The organism is Methyloversatilis universalis FAM5, from assembly GCF_000214035.2.
Lineage (GTDB): Bacteria > Pseudomonadota > Gammaproteobacteria > Burkholderiales > Rhodocyclaceae > Methyloversatilis > Methyloversatilis universalis.
The window spans coordinates 63,970-78,495 of the sequence record NZ_AFHG01000036.1 but is presented as its reverse complement, the minus strand read 5'-3'; the positions used below and the strand labels follow the sequence as shown (position 1 = coordinate 78,495).

21 protein-coding genes are annotated in these 14,526 nt (G+C 65.8%); 1 reads left to right on the top strand and 20 read right to left on the bottom strand.

Annotation, left to right across the window (positions count from 1 at the left end; translation table 11 throughout):
• Positions 1-6: 6 nt before the first annotated feature.
• The 14 genes from METUNV1_RS05950 to METUNV1_RS05885 all read right to left on the bottom strand — a co-directional run bounded on the left by METUNV1_RS05950 (position 7) and on the right by METUNV1_RS05885 (position 7,450).
• Positions 7-840 (bottom strand): hypothetical protein, encoded by an 834-nt coding sequence (locus METUNV1_RS05950; protein WP_008059814.1) that lies wholly within the window; start codon positions 838-840, stop codon positions 7-9.
• The gene (locus METUNV1_RS05945) at positions 840-1,268 is read right to left on the bottom strand and encodes a hypothetical protein (protein ID WP_008059813.1); all 429 of its coding nucleotides are present in this window, start codon (positions 1,266-1,268) and stop codon (positions 840-842) included. The genes METUNV1_RS05950 and METUNV1_RS05945 overlap by 1 nt, the downstream gene beginning before the upstream one ends.
• A gap of 2 nt (positions 1,269-1,270) precedes the next feature.
• Positions 1,271-1,543 (bottom strand): hypothetical protein, encoded by a 273-nt coding sequence (locus METUNV1_RS05940; RefSeq protein ID WP_008059811.1) that lies wholly within the window; start codon positions 1,541-1,543, stop codon positions 1,271-1,273.
• Between the two features lie 2 nt (positions 1,544-1,545).
• Complete coding sequence (locus METUNV1_RS05935; RefSeq protein WP_008059809.1) at positions 1,546-1,914, bottom strand: hypothetical protein; 369 nt, start codon at positions 1,912-1,914, stop codon at positions 1,546-1,548.
• A 12-nt stretch (positions 1,915-1,926) separates the two neighbouring features.
• On the bottom strand, positions 1,927-2,718 hold the full coding sequence (locus METUNV1_RS05930; RefSeq protein ID WP_008059807.1) for a major capsid protein P2: 792 nt from the start codon (positions 2,716-2,718) through the stop codon (positions 1,927-1,929).
• A gap of 489 nt (positions 2,719-3,207) precedes the next feature.
• Positions 3,208-3,864, bottom strand: a complete 657-nt coding sequence (locus tag METUNV1_RS05925; RefSeq protein WP_008059803.1) for a hypothetical protein — start codon at positions 3,862-3,864, stop codon at positions 3,208-3,210.
• Entirely contained in the window at positions 3,861-4,364 is a 504-nt protein-coding gene (locus METUNV1_RS05920) for a hypothetical protein (protein ID WP_043359198.1), read from the bottom strand. Before METUNV1_RS05920 ends, METUNV1_RS05925 begins: the two co-directional genes overlap by 4 nt.
• 5 nt (positions 4,365-4,369) lie before the next feature.
• Entirely contained in the window at positions 4,370-4,645 is a 276-nt protein-coding gene (locus METUNV1_RS05915) for a hypothetical protein (RefSeq protein WP_008059798.1), read from the bottom strand.
• The gene (locus METUNV1_RS05910; RefSeq protein WP_008059796.1) at positions 4,642-4,806 is read right to left on the bottom strand and encodes a hypothetical protein; all 165 of its coding nucleotides are present in this window, start codon (positions 4,804-4,806) and stop codon (positions 4,642-4,644) included. The genes METUNV1_RS05915 and METUNV1_RS05910 overlap by 4 nt, the downstream gene beginning before the upstream one ends.
• Positions 4,803-6,110 (bottom strand): protein rep, encoded by a 1,308-nt coding sequence (locus METUNV1_RS05905; RefSeq protein ID WP_139026294.1) that lies wholly within the window; start codon positions 6,108-6,110, stop codon positions 4,803-4,805. Before METUNV1_RS05905 ends, METUNV1_RS05910 begins: the two co-directional genes overlap by 4 nt.
• Before the next feature lie 9 nt (positions 6,111-6,119).
• Positions 6,120-6,341: a hypothetical protein gene (locus METUNV1_RS05900; protein WP_008059792.1), complete on the bottom strand. Its 222-nt coding sequence runs from the start codon at positions 6,339-6,341 to the stop codon at positions 6,120-6,122.
• A complete protein-coding gene (locus tag METUNV1_RS05895; protein WP_043359196.1) occupies positions 6,341-6,670 on the bottom strand; it encodes a hypothetical protein in 330 nt (109 codons plus the stop codon). Before METUNV1_RS05895 ends, METUNV1_RS05900 begins: the two co-directional genes overlap by 1 nt.
• A complete protein-coding gene (locus tag METUNV1_RS05890; protein ID WP_008059789.1) occupies positions 6,670-7,005 on the bottom strand; it encodes a hypothetical protein in 336 nt (111 codons plus the stop codon). Before METUNV1_RS05890 ends, METUNV1_RS05895 begins: the two co-directional genes overlap by 1 nt.
• Positions 7,006-7,189: 184 nt before the next feature.
• On the bottom strand, positions 7,190-7,450 hold the full coding sequence (locus tag METUNV1_RS05885; RefSeq protein ID WP_008059787.1) for a hypothetical protein: 261 nt from the start codon (positions 7,448-7,450) through the stop codon (positions 7,190-7,192).
• A 210-nt stretch (positions 7,451-7,660) separates the two neighbouring features.
• Between METUNV1_RS05885 and METUNV1_RS05880 the strand changes: the two genes are divergently transcribed.
• Positions 7,661-8,050: a helix-turn-helix domain-containing protein gene (locus METUNV1_RS05880; protein ID WP_008059785.1), complete on the top strand. Its 390-nt coding sequence runs from the start codon at positions 7,661-7,663 to the stop codon at positions 8,048-8,050.
• A gap of 74 nt (positions 8,051-8,124) precedes the next feature.
• Here the strand turns inward: METUNV1_RS05880 and METUNV1_RS05875 are convergent, their stop codons facing one another.
• The 6 genes from METUNV1_RS05875 to METUNV1_RS05850 are packed head-to-tail and all read right to left on the bottom strand — an operon-like array spanning position 8,125 to position 14,446.
• Positions 8,125-8,460 carry a hypothetical protein gene (locus tag METUNV1_RS05875; protein WP_139026293.1) on the bottom strand — a complete coding sequence of 112 codons (336 nt, stop codon included), beginning with the start codon at positions 8,458-8,460 and terminating at the stop codon, positions 8,125-8,127.
• Positions 8,461-8,468: 8 nt separating this feature from the next.
• The gene (locus METUNV1_RS05870; RefSeq protein WP_008059782.1) at positions 8,469-11,840 is read right to left on the bottom strand and encodes a pilus assembly protein; all 3,372 of its coding nucleotides are present in this window, start codon (positions 11,838-11,840) and stop codon (positions 8,469-8,471) included.
• 8 nt (positions 11,841-11,848) lie between these two features.
• Positions 11,849-12,388 (bottom strand): pilus assembly PilX family protein, encoded by a 540-nt coding sequence (locus METUNV1_RS05865; protein WP_008059780.1) that lies wholly within the window; start codon positions 12,386-12,388, stop codon positions 11,849-11,851.
• A complete protein-coding gene (locus METUNV1_RS05860; RefSeq protein ID WP_008059778.1) occupies positions 12,385-13,377 on the bottom strand; it encodes a prepilin-type N-terminal cleavage/methylation domain-containing protein in 993 nt (330 codons plus the stop codon). Before METUNV1_RS05860 ends, METUNV1_RS05865 begins: the two co-directional genes overlap by 4 nt.
• Positions 13,374-13,823: a type IV pilus modification protein PilV gene (pilV, locus tag METUNV1_RS05855; protein WP_008059776.1), complete on the bottom strand. Its 450-nt coding sequence runs from the start codon at positions 13,821-13,823 to the stop codon at positions 13,374-13,376. The genes METUNV1_RS05860 and pilV overlap by 4 nt, the downstream gene beginning before the upstream one ends.
• Positions 13,823-14,446 carry a GspH/FimT family pseudopilin gene (locus METUNV1_RS05850; protein WP_043359230.1) on the bottom strand — a complete coding sequence of 208 codons (624 nt, stop codon included), beginning with the start codon at positions 14,444-14,446 and terminating at the stop codon, positions 13,823-13,825. Before METUNV1_RS05850 ends, pilV begins: the two co-directional genes overlap by 1 nt.
• Positions 14,447-14,526 lie beyond the last annotated feature (80 nt).

The following is a 14,526-nucleotide window of genomic DNA, read 5'->3' as shown; positions in this document are numbered from 1 at the left end:
ATCCCCTTAGATGAATTCGACGTCCGACTCCGCCAGTTCCGTCCACTCGACTTCGATGCAGGCGGTGGTGGCGATGGTCTGAGACATGACGATCCAGGCCAGCCCGCGGCCCGGTTCCACGACGCGCGGGAAGCGGTCCAGCACCAGCGACTGGCGGAAGTACAGGTCTTCACCGTTGTGCACATACGGGTCGGTGCTGACGGTGACCAGCATTCGGGCCTTGGACGCGCTGATCAGCGATGACCAAGTCGCGTTGTCGTACAGGCGCGCGTTCGTGCCCTGCGGCCACGATGACCATGCGGTCCACGTGTCGGTGGCCGGGAACGCGACGTCACGTTGGAAGCTGTAGCCCTGCCGCAGCAGGCCGATGGCGTCATTCTTCAGCGACACGACCAGGCGCTTCACGACGAGGATGACGCCGCTGTCTTCGTGGTTGCGCAGGCCGAAAATCGCCACGTTGCCGGCGCCGCTGGCGGCGATCAGCGCCGACCGCTGCATGTAGAAGTTCTTCCCCTCAATTGCGGACGCCAGTTCGCGTTCGCTGACGGTCAGGTTTCCGATGACGCGGCTGTCCTGGAAGTCGGCGAGGCCTGCCACCAGTTCGCCGACGATGCCGGCTTCGCCGTCCGCGTTCTCGATGTACAGCTGTTTCACCGGTGCGTTGAAGCGCAGTTTCTGACCCGGCACCATGCGCACTCGCTGGCTGGTGGCGTCCGCGCTCACGAGGATCGCATTCGACCAGCCGCGGGCGTTGCCGCGCACGTAATGCACGGACGTGGCTTCAACGGCGATCCCGACCGGCGCCGACAGCTGCGGGAGGTCAAAGCGGTAGGTCTGCATCAGCGCATCGCCTGCAGCGCGACCACGCCGGCGATGAGCAGCCCGGCGTAGATCAGCGGCTTGTTGCCGACCGCGGTATCGGTCGCGTCCTTGAACTGGTCGCCGGTGGCATCCAGCACGCGCAGCACGTTGGCCTGCAGCGTGTCGTTCTGGCGCTCGTTCGACTGGATGAGCGACAGGTAGCTCGCGGCCAGATCGGAATAGCCGGCGCGCAGCGTGTCATTGCTCTGCGACACCATGTCGGCCGCTGCCTTGATCAGCGCCGGATCGACGTTGGTGATCGACAGCGATGATCCGGCGCCGCCGATGCTGATATCCGGCGCGAAGACCGACGACATGCCGTCCGCAACGATGCGGCGGTCGATGTTGTTGATCGTCGTGGTGTTGTACGTCGACGACTTCGACTTGCTGGACGAAAGCAGGCCCATGGTCAGCCCTTCTTCTTCCAGACCAGCAGCGCGAGCACGACCGCCGCACCGACCGCGGCGACCATGTAGACCGACGTCGATTTCAGCGCGGGCGGCGTGCCGTAGGCGGTACCGCCGCCGGTGCTCACGGTCCAGCCCGAATGATCGACCGGGACCGTAGAGCCGAGCGTGCCGCTTCCGGAAATGGCCGGCGGTGCCGGCGGCGCGGACAGCGCCTTGCCGAGCACCGACGAACCGGCGTTGAGCCATTGCGACGCGGTGATTCCTTCCAGCACGCTCAGTCCTTCAGCAACAGGATGCCGGCGATCACCACCGCGCCGCCGATCAGCAGCATCGGCAGCATGCCGGACATAGCGGACGCCTGCAGGCCGGTGGCGCGCGCCTGGACGGCGGCGGCCTGGCCCTGCAGGGCAATGCCGTTCGCCGCCTGTTCATAGCGGCGCTGGTCCTGCCACTCGGACTGATCGCGCATCAGCAGCACGCCAGCACCGAATTTCAGGATGTCGAGCACGTCCTTGCCGTAGTCCCATCCGCCATCAGACGACGACGGCTGAGACGCGCCCCACCATTCATTCGCGTTCGGATTGACGGTCGCGCCGGTGTCGTAGTCGCTCAGCGTGCCGTCAGAGTTGAACATCCACGACATGGCGCGGCCCCCTTACAGGTTGCCCAGCACGTCGAGCACTTCCACCACGGCGGTGGTGGTGTCGCTCGCGCTGTACGTGGCGTTGAATTCCAGCGACGTCATGTCGTTGGTGCGGATCGCCTCGCTGTAGTTGTCGGTGCAGGTCGGGTCGTAGCTGAACAGGTTGGTCTGCGCGGTCTTTTCGTACTGGCCGTTCAGGAACGAGTTCACCGCGGTCGGCACGTTGTCGAAGATGACGATGCCGTTTTTCTTCACTTCCAGGCTGGACAGGTTGCCGCCGTGGGCGAAGTGGACGCGCTTCACGATGCAGCCGCGGTTCGCCACGTCGATCAGGCGCACCGGGAACTTGCCGCTGCCGGTGTTCGACGACACGAACATCAGCTGCTTGTAGATCACGCCCAGCGGTGCCGGCGGGCCGAGTTCGGACCACGAATCCAGCGTCGGGCTGGTGGCGCCCGAGATGGTGACTTCCAGCGTCAGCGAGGACACGCCCTGCGCGGTGTTCAGGTTGCCGACGTACTGTTCGGCCATCGTGCGGGCGCGCGCTTCGGTGAAGTCGATCACGAGGAAGTTAGCGGACGCCGCGAAGCCGCGATAGGTCTGGATCAGGTCCAGGCGGGCGCCGGTGTTCTGGAAGATGACCTTGCCGTTCAGCTTCACCTTGATGTCGGTGATCATCGCCTTGGTGAAGGTGCCGCCCAGCTGCAGCAGGATGCGGTTATACGACATGCCAATCGGCAGATTGACGGTCGCAACGCCGTTGGCCACGACGTTGTTGAAGGGTACGTTCTTGACGAAAAGCATGTCGCGGCCCCCCGATTACAGGTCCTTCAGGACCGGCACGTTCAGCTGCTTGAAGACCGGGCGCACGACCAGGGCGTGCACGACCGAGTAGGCGAGGAACAGGCCGAAGCCCTTGACGTGTGCGTTCATTTCACTGTCTCCGATGGTTGAATTCGGCGGGTGTGCCGACGTGTCGGAGACTGCGCGCGAGCGGGCCGGAAACCCAAGCCGGGCGCTCATTGATGCCCGGCGCATTGAACACCGCCCCGCCCTGCCCTGCCCGGCGATCACCGGGCGAAAAAAAACCCGCCGTAGCGGGTGAAGAGGAGCCTTCTGTGTGCGTTACGTTTTCGGCCGGTACACATCACCAGCGGTGACGGCGTTACGATTTTTTCCAGCTGCTGGGAGCCCGAGCGTTCATGAGGGTGAATTTTTTCCTCAGTCGATAGGCCTTTTGGCGGTCCGCATTGTCCCGATACACCCGCCGTCGCCCTGCACGCTTGTGGCCGCTCACGGCTTCACCACTCCGCGCCGGGTTTCGTTCGGGCTGGTGGTGCGTTCGATGAAGTGCAGATCGGGCAGCGTCAGCAGATCGGACGGCGGCACCAGCAGCACGCGGCCCAGCACCTTCGCGTCATCTTCGAACGAAACGCGGCCGGCGTGGATCATGGACACGTTGCTGAACAGGTCCTTATCGACCGACGCCGGCCGCTGCGACAGCGCGAAGATTTCCACGCCCGCGGCGCGGCCCATCAGCACCAGCGCGGACCACTGGTCAGGCGCCCAGCTGGGTTGCGTGACGGTGTGCAGTTCTTCCACCACCAGCGTGATGTTGCCCAGCTTCAGCACGGCGGCGCAGATGGCGTCGAACTGCTTGACCGCGGTCTTGCGGTTGATCGACGGGCGGAACACCAGGCGGAACGGCGACGTGGTGCCGGCCGCCGACATGACGGCGTATGCGTCGCGCACCGTATCGACGGCCGGCGCCTGGAAGGTGATCGCGTGGCCGTCCTGCGCTTCTTTCGGCGACCAGATCACGAGGCGGTTGCGCTTCGGCTTGCGCAGCTGCTGGATGGTCCATATCGACTTTCCGGTACCGGTGGCACCGAACACGGCGACGATGCGCGCGCTGCGGGCGTTGCCGGTGGCCGGCTTGACCGTGGTCACTGGTACAGGCCCATCTGCGAGTGGACGCCGTCCGCCGGCTTGGCCGGATCGGCGGCCGGTGCGCTGGCCACCACTTGGCCGGGGATCGGCGCAGCTGGCTTCGTGCCCTGCTCTGCCTGTTCGGTCTTCAGGTCCGCGATGATCGCGTTCCGGGTTTCGATCAGCAGCATCAGCACCGATCCGCCGGCACCGATCCACATCATCGTTTCGCCGTGGTTCAGGCTCACGCCCAGGCGCTCGAGCGCGGGCGCCAGCGCCTCGCCGTGCGCCTTGCACCGTTCTTCGGTGTAGACCTTGGCCAGCGATGGGAAACGCATGCTCCCCATGCTGCCAACGGTCAGCAGGATTGCGGCAAGCTGGTCGGCCTGGCTGGGTGCCGGTGAGGCGACCTGGCCGGCCGGCTTTGCAGCGGCGGTCTGTTCAGCGTGCGCGCTGTCAGCGGCGTCCGCGAGGTGCGCCAGATCGGCGAGCGCGTCGGGTGCGGTGTTCTGGTCGGCCATGGCGCTCACCCGAAGATCGTTGCGGGTTTCGGCTTCGCGGCCGGCTTGGCCGCTGCCCCGGCCGGCGGCACCGCTGCCGGCTCGGGGTGAGCGCCTTGGCTGCTGGAGTTATTCGGCTTCATCTTCGATTCAATGACCTTGCGCGCCTGGGTGCCCTGCCGGCCGTAGCCGCTGAAGTCGCACCACGGGCAGCAGACCGACAGCGCGCCGCTGTCGGCTTCCTTGTAGGGGATCGTTTCGCCGCAGGCGAGGCACGGGCCGGTGCCGATCTGTCGTTTCATCGCGGTTGCTCCTTTGGTGCGGTCAGGGTGACCAGGTCATCGGCGCGCCGCAGGATCGCGGCGACTTCGGCGGACAGCTGCAGGCGGATGATGGCGGGCGCCTTCGCCCACAGTGCCGACAGGTCATCGCGCAGCGCGACGGCGGTTTCGTGCGCCGTCATGCGGCCAGTTCCAGCACGTCGCGGCCACTGGTGAAGACGCGCGGCACCAGCACGGCGCCGCGTCCGGTCTTCGGCATCGTGCGTGCCCAGGCCATCCAGTCGTTCAGCGATTCCTGATCGTCGGCGCGGCCATATGGCCCGAAGGTGCGCACCAGTTCGCCGAGCAGGCCACGCGACACGATCACCTGCAGATCTTCCACCTGCAGCACGCCCACGCGCTGGCGCTCCGGCAGTTCTTCGTCGAGGTCGGCCACCGCTTCATCTGACGCCTCTTCCGCCGACAGCTTCAGGCGCTTGCGCAGACCCGGCGACCAGGTGAGCAGACGTTTCCCGTGGAAGGCGTCCGCGTACTCGCGGAACAGCGCGCCGGCGCGGGTGTCGCCAGCGCCGGCCCATTCCAGCAGCTGAAACGGCGTCACATGCAATGCGCCGCCCACCGTGCCGGCCGCGCCCACCTTGGCCGCGCTGCGGGTCAGTTCCGACGACGCGCCCCACCGGGTGTCGCGGCCGTACTTGGCGATGTACTCCGCGGCCTTCTCGCCGCCGCGCACGTTGAAGCTGTGCGCCCAGACGTCGGAAACCTGCTGCTGGTCCGCAAGGCCGACTTTCAGCAGCTGCTTGACCCAGGCGCCGCGCAGCGCGTCGATATCCGGCGACGACAGGTCACCGTTCAGCGCCGGCAGACCATCGCCCAGGCCACCGCGGGCGGCGAAGACCAGCATATGCACGTGCGGGTGCCAGCCATTCGCGCCGTGCGTCACTTCCATCGCCGTGACGGCACCAGCAGAGCCGGCGGTGCCGTCCGGTCCCAGGATGCGCTTGTAGGTCCGGCTGTTCTTCCAGCCCTGCCGCGCCTTGGCCAGCTTTTCGAGCATGGCGCCCAGGTCATCGCCCGCGGCGTGCGGGAACGTCAGCGTCACGAGGTAGGCCGTGCCGCCTTCGGCATTCGTCCACGCGGCCATCGCTTCGGACAGTTCGCGGCGGCGGTGTTCGGCGATCTTGGCGCCGCACACCGGGCACGTCCAGCCGTTGCCGCAGGTGTTCAGGCCCGAGAGGTACGCATTGGAGCCGTCCGCCGCGCGGTACAGCGTCGCGGACTCGCCGCGCATCGATCGATGGCACCAGCACGTGCGGTGCTGCTGCAGCGGCGCGAGGTCTTTCCGGAACAGGATGCTCTGCGCCGTGCGCTGCAGACGGAAGCGGGCCGCCTTCGCCTCGCACGCCGCCGCGCTGGAATCCAGACTGCGCGCGGGTTTCCCGCCCGCGTGTATCGATTTCGCGTTAGTACCGAGAAGAGCTTGCACGGGTTTCGTTCAGTGCGGTTGTGCGACCGGCCGTAGCTGGTCGAGGGGCACGAGGAAGTGCGCGACGCGCTCCTCGTTGGTGTGCTTGACCCATGCCATGCCCCGCGCGGGGGCTGGCACGGCGCTGGAGGCGGTCAAACCTTCGACGGCGACCACCTCGACAGGCCAGCCATCGATAGCGGCGTAGAAGTCGCTGGACGCGGCCACAACGCAGGGCTGGCCCAGCTTCATCACAGGCGCTTCAGTTCGCTGACGTCGACGGCCACTTCCACGACGGGCCGTTCGCTGTCGGCGTCCAGGCGCACGACGGTCTGCCCCGACTCGCGGTTGATCTGAGTGACGATGCCGGCGCGGCCGGCGTGCGGGTTGTCCTCGTTGCTGACTTGAACGGCGTCCCAGGGCTGCATTGCGCTCTCCTTCAATGAAAAAGCCCCGACCACCAGCGCAGTGATCAGGGCAGTGAAGACCGCGTAGGCGGTCCAGAAACGGCGGGCGCACGACCAGCGTCGGCGTCCGAAAATTCGGCGCTGGGCGTCGATGGCGTGCGGGTGCGAGTACATCAGGCGGCCTGCTTCTCATTGGCCGCCTGTCTGGCGAGGCGGGCGCGGGCTTCGATCAGCGCGGCGTCAGCGTTCTCCCAGGCGAGGTCCACCGTGCTGCTGAACTGCTGCACAAGATCGAGCAGCTGGACGGCGTGATGCGGCGGCAGGATGCAGACGCCGCGCGCTTCGTCCTGCTGCGCGAGGACGATCAGTTCGACGGCGGCCAGCAGCGCCGGGGTGATACAGATGGACAGGCGGTTCGCGCAGTCGCGGATTTCCAGCAGTCGGCTTTCGACGGTGGCATCCGCACGGGCGATCACGGCGCGGGCGCGGTGAAGGTCGGCGGCGCTCATCGCACCACCTCACGCTGCCGCACGAACTCATACCCGAACACGACCGCATGAACGCACGACCCGGCCGGCACTCGTTCCGGCGCATCCATGCTCCGCATGCTGTCATCGTCTTCCGTCAGCCTGAAAACGTCGCTCAACAAGCACGGCAGCACCCATGACCCTATCGACGCGATCGGATACTGAGTCATTGCAGGCTCCCCGTCCGCTGGCCGCGGTTCATGTGCGAGGCCACGGTGGCGGCCCGGATGATCGATTCGGCGATGGTCAGCGCCTCGTGCGGCTGGAACGTCATCGCAAGCACCTTCTCACCCTCGAACCACACGTCCGCATCGACCACGGCGGCCATGTCCGCCATGACGGCCGATATCTCGATGACCGGGTGTCCGCTGCTCTTGCTGCGTTCTTCGGCCGACAGCTGGCCGGCTGCTACAGGTGTGTCGCTCATTGGAATCCCCTTCAAGGTTTCCGGTTTGAGGCCCGCAGGGATGCACCCGGCAGGGCAACCGGAAACGTGAAGGGGATCGCGGGGACCGCCCTAGCTCCGGGTGCAGGGCGAAAAATACGTCCACATCTTGAAACTAGTCAACTGATGGAGCGTATTCCCCAGCTGTGGACGTAGCGTTAGAGTGCAGCCGTCCACGTGAAGGGGATTTCAATGAACACCACTCAGAGGTTGATGCAGGAGGCGAAGTCCGCCTTGGGCATCGAGTCGGATTACGCGCTGGCAAAGGCGCTGGAGATGAGCCGGCAGGCCATCAGCCATTACCGGACGGGCCGGTCACAGCTGGACGTTGAAGGGGCGTTCAGGATTGCTGAGGTCTTGGGGAAAGACCCGGCCGCGATCATCGCGGCGGTGGAAGCGGAGCGGGCGACGAAACCGGAGGCCCGCGAGGCCTGGATTCAGCGCCTAAAGCAGCTGGGCGGGGTGGCCGCCTCGGTGGTTTTCGTTATGTTCGGAGCGCTGCCCGCTCCGGCGGATGCTGCGGGTGCACAGCATGAAGATGATGCAGCGGTCCTACCATACTCAGTAATTTTCAGAAGTTGAGGAGTCGGGCGGCGCAGCAGATTCTTCCGGGCTTCGCGGTCGCAAACGACGCCTCAGACCGTGCTATCGGCGCTTCACGGCCTGTACGGCTGTATGCCTCCACCGACGTAGATCTGGGTGACCGAGCCGTCCGCTCCGGTTGAAAAGCGCACCGGTGCGTTGGCCGGTATGTCGGTCACCTTCGCAGCGCGCCTCACATTGCCGCGGCCGTCGTCGAGAAAGATGACCGTCCGGGCGTTGACCCGGTAGCGCTTGCCGCCGATGGAAATGGCGCCGGTTGCGCTGTCCACCTGGCCGGCGATGCCCTGTTCCTCATACAGCGACGGATTGGCGATCGGCGACAGCGGCTCCGCCGCCCATGTCGTCCAGGCGGCGAACATGCAGGCCGCGAGCAGTCCCGTTTTTTTCATCACGTCCATCAGTCCCTGACTATTTCCTTCCACGACACCCGTCCGGACCGCAGGCCGTCCGACACGATGCGCGTATGGGCGGTACCGTCCGACCCGCCGACGACCTGCTGCTTGCCGATCTGCAGCGGGCTGCCCGGCAGACTGTCGGTGCTGTAACCGCTGCCCACCGTTCTGCGGCTGGTGCCATCGCCATTGGCCAGATTGACCTGGTCTCCGGAGTCGACGCTGCCGTCGCGGTTGAAGTCGAATACGTCGAATTCCTGCCGGCCGCCGGTGAAGGGATTGACGCCCATCACCCACCCTCGCCCGCCCGGTACGCACGGATCGCTGCTGGGGATCAGCGAATTGACGAAAAGCGTGCTGCTGGCCAGCACCGGCGGATGGATGATGCGCTCGCCCTCGGCGCCGGACACCGGTGAGGTCAGGTCAATGTACCAGCCCCGTTTGGTTCCCATGACCGTGCCGCCGGAACTGTCGCCCGGTTTGGATACGACCCGGTAGGAATCTCCGGCGCCGGTCGAACTTTCCTGGAGGATGATGCGCTGCGCCAGATCGCTGCGGCTCGCGATGGTGCTGCCGGTGTCGTTGAGGCCGTACCAGGTCTGGGTGGCGGTGGTCGAGAGGTCGGCGGTCGACAGATAGCGCCCGGTACCGAAGAACACCCACAGCTTGCGGTCCTTGGGATTGAAGCCGACGCTGACGCCACCGGTGATCGGCTGCACCACACCGCTGCTGCTGGTGGCCGAGAACAGCGGTGCAGGTGCGGCGGTGGTGCCGTACGCCACCTTCCACTGCGCAGCCGTGGCAGCGGTGAAGTCGAATTTCCACAGATTGCCGAGCAGGTCGCCGGCGTAGAAGTAATCCATGTCGCCGTCGCGATCGATATCCACGCCTTCGGCGACCGCAAGCCCGTTCGGGGTGGTCGACGATCCGCGCAGCGTGTCGATGCGCGCGATCAGCGCACCGGTGGCCAGATTGATCACGAACAGCTCCGCCCGCTCGTTGCCGCTGTTGTAGCCGTTTCCGACAATGGCTGCCCAGCTGCCGTCGTTCAGCCGGGCGATCACCGGCGGACCGACGATCTGTCCCAGGCTGGCGTGGGTGAATTCCCACATGATCTTGCTCGTGCCGAAACTGTCCGGACTGGTCACGTCGAGTGCGTACAGGCTTTTTCCGCCCCGGCCCTGCGCGCCGACGAGGACGGTACGCCAGGCGCCATTCACATAGACCTCGGCCACGACCGGCGTGCCATCGTTGATGAACTTGTGGGCGTAGTCGCGGCTGGTCAGCGTCTTCATCGTCGCCAGTGCGCCGCTGGGTACGAAGGCGAAGCGTTCGGCGCCGGTGCGCGCGTCAAAGCCGTGCAGCATGCCGTCATTGGCCGCGACATAGACCATTTCCCGGCGCGAGGCGACCGCGGTGCGATGCGCCTGATAGGTGTCGGCGCCGGTCCAGCTGAAGCGGTCCAGACGCAGATCGGTGACCGGTCCGACATAGACCGGAGACGAATTGACGATGTCGCCGAGCACCGACGCACGGTTGCGCAGCGTGCCGCCGTTGCGCAGTTCGCCGGAGGTGTCGCCGCGCAGATAGGACAGTGTGGCCGAACTGCCCAGCGTGGTCTGCTGCGCGGTGGTGAGGCTGGCCCACTGGAATGGAATGCCGGCCGTACCCGACCAGGTGTAGATGGCGCGGCTGGCTGCGCTTGGCAGCCGTTCGCCCGCCTTCCAGCTGGGCGTGGTCGCGAGCGTTCCGTCCGTATTGAAGCGGGTGGCCCACAGATCGCCGGTCCAGTCGTTGCCGACGAAGCGCGCCTGGAACAGCAGGGTGTTGGTGCTGATCGAGGTGCTGGTCGCCGCGACCGCGCCATTGGACGCGACACGCTCACCGATGTCGGCCAGCATCGACGAAAGGCCATCGACGAATTCGGTCGGATCGTTGGCATTGACGAAAGCACCCCGTCCGTTCAGCGTCGCATGCCACAGATCGTCCAGCTTTGCCGGCGAACTGGTGGTCGGATCGGGCCAGCTCTTGGTGCCCGCGGTCAGCGCGGCCAGGTCGGTGTCCGGGTTCAGCGTGCCCTGGGTGCCGAGCGAAATGCCGAAGGTCACCATGTGCTGCCAGTTGGCGCTGTCCTTGGGCGAGGTCGGCACGTTGTTCGCGATGCCGGTGCGCAGATCGCGCTTGTAGTAGTACATAGCGACGTCCGCGAGCGTGTTGCTGTAGGTATCGCGGTATGGGCGCGCAGCGGTCCCGTCCGCGTTCTGGTCTGCCGGCAGGGCGTAGATGTCACCCCAGTAGCCGTCAGTGGTCAGAATGGTGAAGGACTGACGGCAGGCCAGCGGCTGCGTGTACGCGCTGTCCTTCCACGGATCGTCCGTGCCGGTCTTGGTTTCGTAATAGTTGCCCGCCCAGGCAAGTGCGGTGCGCAAGGGCGTGCCGAAAGACGGCACCGGGGTGTTGAAAAGCCGGTCGAACCAGGTTGATCGATTGGTGCCGGTGAACGTGCCTGTGGTCGGGATCAGGAATTCGCCCGCCCCGTTGATGGTGCGGAAGCCGACCCGGTAGTTCGTACCAAGCTGACCGAAGGCGATCGAGGCCCCTGCCCTCGCTGCCAGCGTACGGCTGCGGTAATAGCTGAACCAGTTGGCGAAGTTCTGGGTCTCCTGCGCCACGGTCCGCGTCGTTCCGTTCGGCCATGGAAAACTCGTGATTTCCACTTCGGCGGCGGTGACCGGATCCCGCTTGTAGGCCCGCGTACCGCGGATCTGGTATTTCACGTAGTTGGCGGCACTGACGCGAGAGCCGGATCCTTTGTAGACGAAATACGTGATGGGCTGGAAGGTCTGGTTGCAGGGCGGAACGCAGGCATAGCTGGCCTGATTCTGGTCGGTATTGGAGGTGTTGGTGAACCAGAAGGCGGCCTGGGTGGCCGCGGCGGTCAGGTTCAGTGTCCCGCGGGTCGCGTCGACCGGGTTGTAGGGGGCAGCGGTGGGTGACACGTCGCCGAAGGATTCGCCGGTGGAGCGTATCCACGGCTTGTAGGTGTTCAACGGGTTGTAGAACACCTGATTGTTGGCCGACGACCGTCCATAGAAATTATGGATGTTGTTGTCTTGGAAAGTCGGTACCTGGGAGGTGTATACCCCTGCGCCGTAGAGCAGTGCTGGTACCGGAAAAAGATAGTAGGAGTAATAGAGGTTTTCATCCGGCATCACTTCCCACTGCATCGATCCCGAATCGTCTAGCAGGAACATGATGTTGGGCGCCACCGCGGTGCCGACCATGATGGGCGAATCCGAAATGTCGACCACGGCCCGCACCGGCAGTACGCAGGCGGTGAGCTGTATGAAAAGAAGGATGAGCAGTCGCACGTACATGGCGGGTCTCAGGGTCGGTAGGTTGTCTGCAGCAGCACCACCGGACGGCCTGCGACCTGCGCACTGCGCGCGGTGATGCGGTAGCGCGGCTTGAGGCAGTCGGACGCGATGGTGGTCACGGTGTCGCAATCCGGCGTCGATGGCCACATGCCGAGATCCTCGATGATGTACTGCGGTGCACCGGCCGCGCGGGCACGGGTGCCCGCATCCGCCGCGGTCCACCAGGTGCTGGCGCTGGCCCACGCGGTGGCGCTGTTGTCCCAGCGGTTCTTGAATCCGCTGCCTGCCGGATCCGGCTTGCCGAACAGCCCGGCGACCGTGCCGTCAAACGGGCCGGCGGTGCCGGACGCGAGCAGGGTTTCCGCCTCGCGCAGTGCGGATTCAGCGGCCTGAAAGGCGATGGCGCGGTCGTACAGGTTGGCGCTCATGCGTTCCTGCATGCCGGTGCCGCGCATGCTGGCCAGGCCCAGCAGCGTGACAGCGATCAGCAGCATCAGCGCCACCACCAGGGTGACGCCATGCTGACGGAAGGCGTTTGACCGACTCATGACATGCGGTTCCGGAGCGTGACCACATGGGTCATGGTACGTCGTACCCGGTCGGTCACCGCCGCCGGACGGTCCGGCTCCTCGATCTGCAGCCGGATGCGTACGCCGGTGACCGCGTTCCAGTTGGTGACCGATGCCGCCGGGACGAAGGCGGTGGTGCCTTCCAGAAGGTAGTCCAGCTGCAGATCGATTACCCCCTCGAGCACCTCTTCGGCGACCAGCGTCAGGGTGCCGGCGTTGTTCTGTGGCGCCACCCGGAACAGGGAGCGCGCGGTGGTGCCGGCGCGGCCGGTATTGCCGACATACCAGGCCAGCGATTCGAGCTTCATCAGCACTGCGTTGGCTTCGAAGCGGTAAGTCTGCCCGGTGGTGCTGCAGTCCGGCGGATCTGCGAAGCCCAAGCCGCGGCTGCAGTTGCCCGGCGTACCGCCGGTGTCGTGCGAAACCGTCGTGGCCGTGGCGGCCGACACCTGGAACAGGCTGGCCTGACTGAAGTTGCAGACGATGGCCAGATCGCCCGCGGCCAGCGCGTCGTTGGCCGGACTGAGGGTGAAGGTGCGGGTGCTGGTGTCGTGCGCGGCCACGGTCTGGGGCTGGCTGCCGCTGCGCATCACCTGCAGTGCCGCGGTACCGCTCACGCGCTGGCCTGCGGCAGTGCCGATCGGCGCGCCGGAAAACGCTTCGGTACCGCCGTAACCGCGAAGGCCGCCGTTCCACTGGGTCCACCAGAGGGAGGACGGATTGTTCAGCACATTGACGAACTGCAGCGCGCCGCCGCAGGAATTCAGCCCGGCTTCGCGCACATCCCGCGCGAGCAGTTCGAAAGCCATGCGTGCCGATTCCTGGATGCGCGAAAGCCCCTCGGTGGTGTCGTAGGTCTGGCGGTTGCCCAGCATCACGCCAATCGCGGCGGCCGTGATGAACAGTCCGATGGCCAGTGCGATCATCAGTTCAACCAGCGTGCTGCCGCGCTGCCCCGCCCGCTTCACAGCCTTGCCTCGATCGAGAAGGTCTGATTGGTACGACCGCCGCGAACCCGACTGTCATCCCAGCGAACGCTGATGACGCAGGTCGCGGTGGCGCCGGTGGTGCAGGTCACCCCGCCGCAGGCGGATGAGCCCATGCTGGTCTGCAGGTCGGTCAGCCAGGCCGCAAGCTGGGTGGCGGGAAAGGTGCTGCCCGACGGAATCGTGCAGCTGTTGGCCGGAAGGGCCAGGTTGTAACTGCCGGCGCGGGCGGCGGTGATGTCCGCGCGCAGGCGGTCGATCATGGTGTAGGCAGCCAGCACCGCGGCACTGCGCTCATACGAGCTCTGGTTTGAGCGCAGTGAAGCCATCTGCAGTCCGGCCATGCCCAGCATGCCGATGGCGAGCACGAACACGGCCACCATGACCTCGATCAGCGAAATGCCGCTCTGCGCGCCACGTACCTTCATCAGCCGTTTCCAGGAGCGCTGCAGCTGGACGAAGTCGTCCGGGTCACGCTGATGCGGCTGCCGCCACCGATCCGCACATCGCGCGCATTCTGCTGAAGAGATGAAGACGGCTCGCAGATGCGCACCGTGGCGGTCTGGAGCGTGGTCTGCCCTGCCGCACGTGCCAGGCCATCCGGGCGGAACACGATGCGGTTGCCTGCACCGGAAAGGCCGGCACTTGAACCGATCTGCATCTGCGCGCCGTTGAACACGTGCGCGCGCACCAGTACCTCATCCGGATTGGTCGTGGCGTTCGGGTTGTAGCTGCCGCTGCTGTCCGCATCGATGAAAATCATCCAGCCGCCCCAGCGATCGGTGCCGCTCACGCAGCCACCGGCCGCATCCACCTGCCCGCCCGCTGCCACTGCGGCGCGACAGAGTATGGCCCGCCTGTTCAGGCGGATCGCCTCGCTCCGCGCCTGCCCGAGGCCGGCAAGCAGTTCGTTGGCTTCGCTGGACAGACGGTTCAGCGTGATCAGCGACTGGAAGGACGGAACGGCAAAGGCCGCGATCACCGACAGGATGGCGATCACGATCATCAGTTCCAGAAGCGAAAAGCCCGCCATGGTTCGAGGGCCGGTCATGAACAGCACTTTCAGGGTGGATCAACGGTTTACGGCCGCTTCACCTTGCAGCTTGAGCGCCCCCTCTGCGGCCGGCCGGT

Coding starts and splice junctions, on each gene's coding strand:
- METUNV1_RS05950 (WP_008059814.1), bottom strand. CDS start 840: ATGCAGACCTACCGCTTTGACCTCCCGCAGCTGTCGGCGCCGGTCGGG.
- METUNV1_RS05945 (WP_008059813.1), bottom strand. CDS start 1,268: ATGGGCCTGCTTTCGTCCAGCAAGTCGAAGTCGTCGACGTACAACACC.
- METUNV1_RS05935 (WP_008059809.1), bottom strand. CDS start 1,914: ATGTCGTGGATGTTCAACTCTGACGGCACGCTGAGCGACTACGACACC.
- METUNV1_RS05930 (WP_008059807.1), bottom strand. CDS start 2,718: ATGCTTTTCGTCAAGAACGTACCCTTCAACAACGTCGTGGCCAACGGC.
- METUNV1_RS05920 (WP_043359198.1), bottom strand. CDS start 4,364: ATGGCCGACCAGAACACCGCACCCGACGCGCTCGCCGATCTGGCGCAC.
- METUNV1_RS05915 (WP_008059798.1), bottom strand. CDS start 4,645: ATGAAACGACAGATCGGCACCGGCCCGTGCCTCGCCTGCGGCGAAACG.
- METUNV1_RS05910 (WP_008059796.1), bottom strand. CDS start 4,806: ATGACGGCGCACGAAACCGCCGTCGCGCTGCGCGATGACCTGTCGGCA.
- METUNV1_RS05900 (WP_008059792.1), bottom strand. CDS start 6,341: ATGAAGCTGGGCCAGCCCTGCGTTGTGGCCGCGTCCAGCGACTTCTAC.
- METUNV1_RS05895 (WP_043359196.1), bottom strand. CDS start 6,670: ATGTACTCGCACCCGCACGCCATCGACGCCCAGCGCCGAATTTTCGGA.
- METUNV1_RS05890 (WP_008059789.1), bottom strand. CDS start 7,005: ATGAGCGCCGCCGACCTTCACCGCGCCCGCGCCGTGATCGCCCGTGCG.
- METUNV1_RS05885 (WP_008059787.1), bottom strand. CDS start 7,450: ATGAGCGACACACCTGTAGCAGCCGGCCAGCTGTCGGCCGAAGAACGC.
- METUNV1_RS05880 (WP_008059785.1), top strand. CDS start 7,661: ATGAACACCACTCAGAGGTTGATGCAGGAGGCGAAGTCCGCCTTGGGC.
- METUNV1_RS05875 (WP_139026293.1), bottom strand. CDS start 8,460: ATGAAAAAAACGGGACTGCTCGCGGCCTGCATGTTCGCCGCCTGGACG.
- METUNV1_RS05870 (WP_008059782.1), bottom strand. CDS start 11,840: ATGTACGTGCGACTGCTCATCCTTCTTTTCATACAGCTCACCGCCTGC.
- METUNV1_RS05865 (WP_008059780.1), bottom strand. CDS start 12,388: ATGAGTCGGTCAAACGCCTTCCGTCAGCATGGCGTCACCCTGGTGGTG.
- pilV (WP_008059776.1), bottom strand. CDS start 13,823: ATGAAGGTACGTGGCGCGCAGAGCGGCATTTCGCTGATCGAGGTCATG.
- METUNV1_RS05850 (WP_043359230.1), bottom strand. CDS start 14,446: ATGACCGGCCCTCGAACCATGGCGGGCTTTTCGCTTCTGGAACTGATG.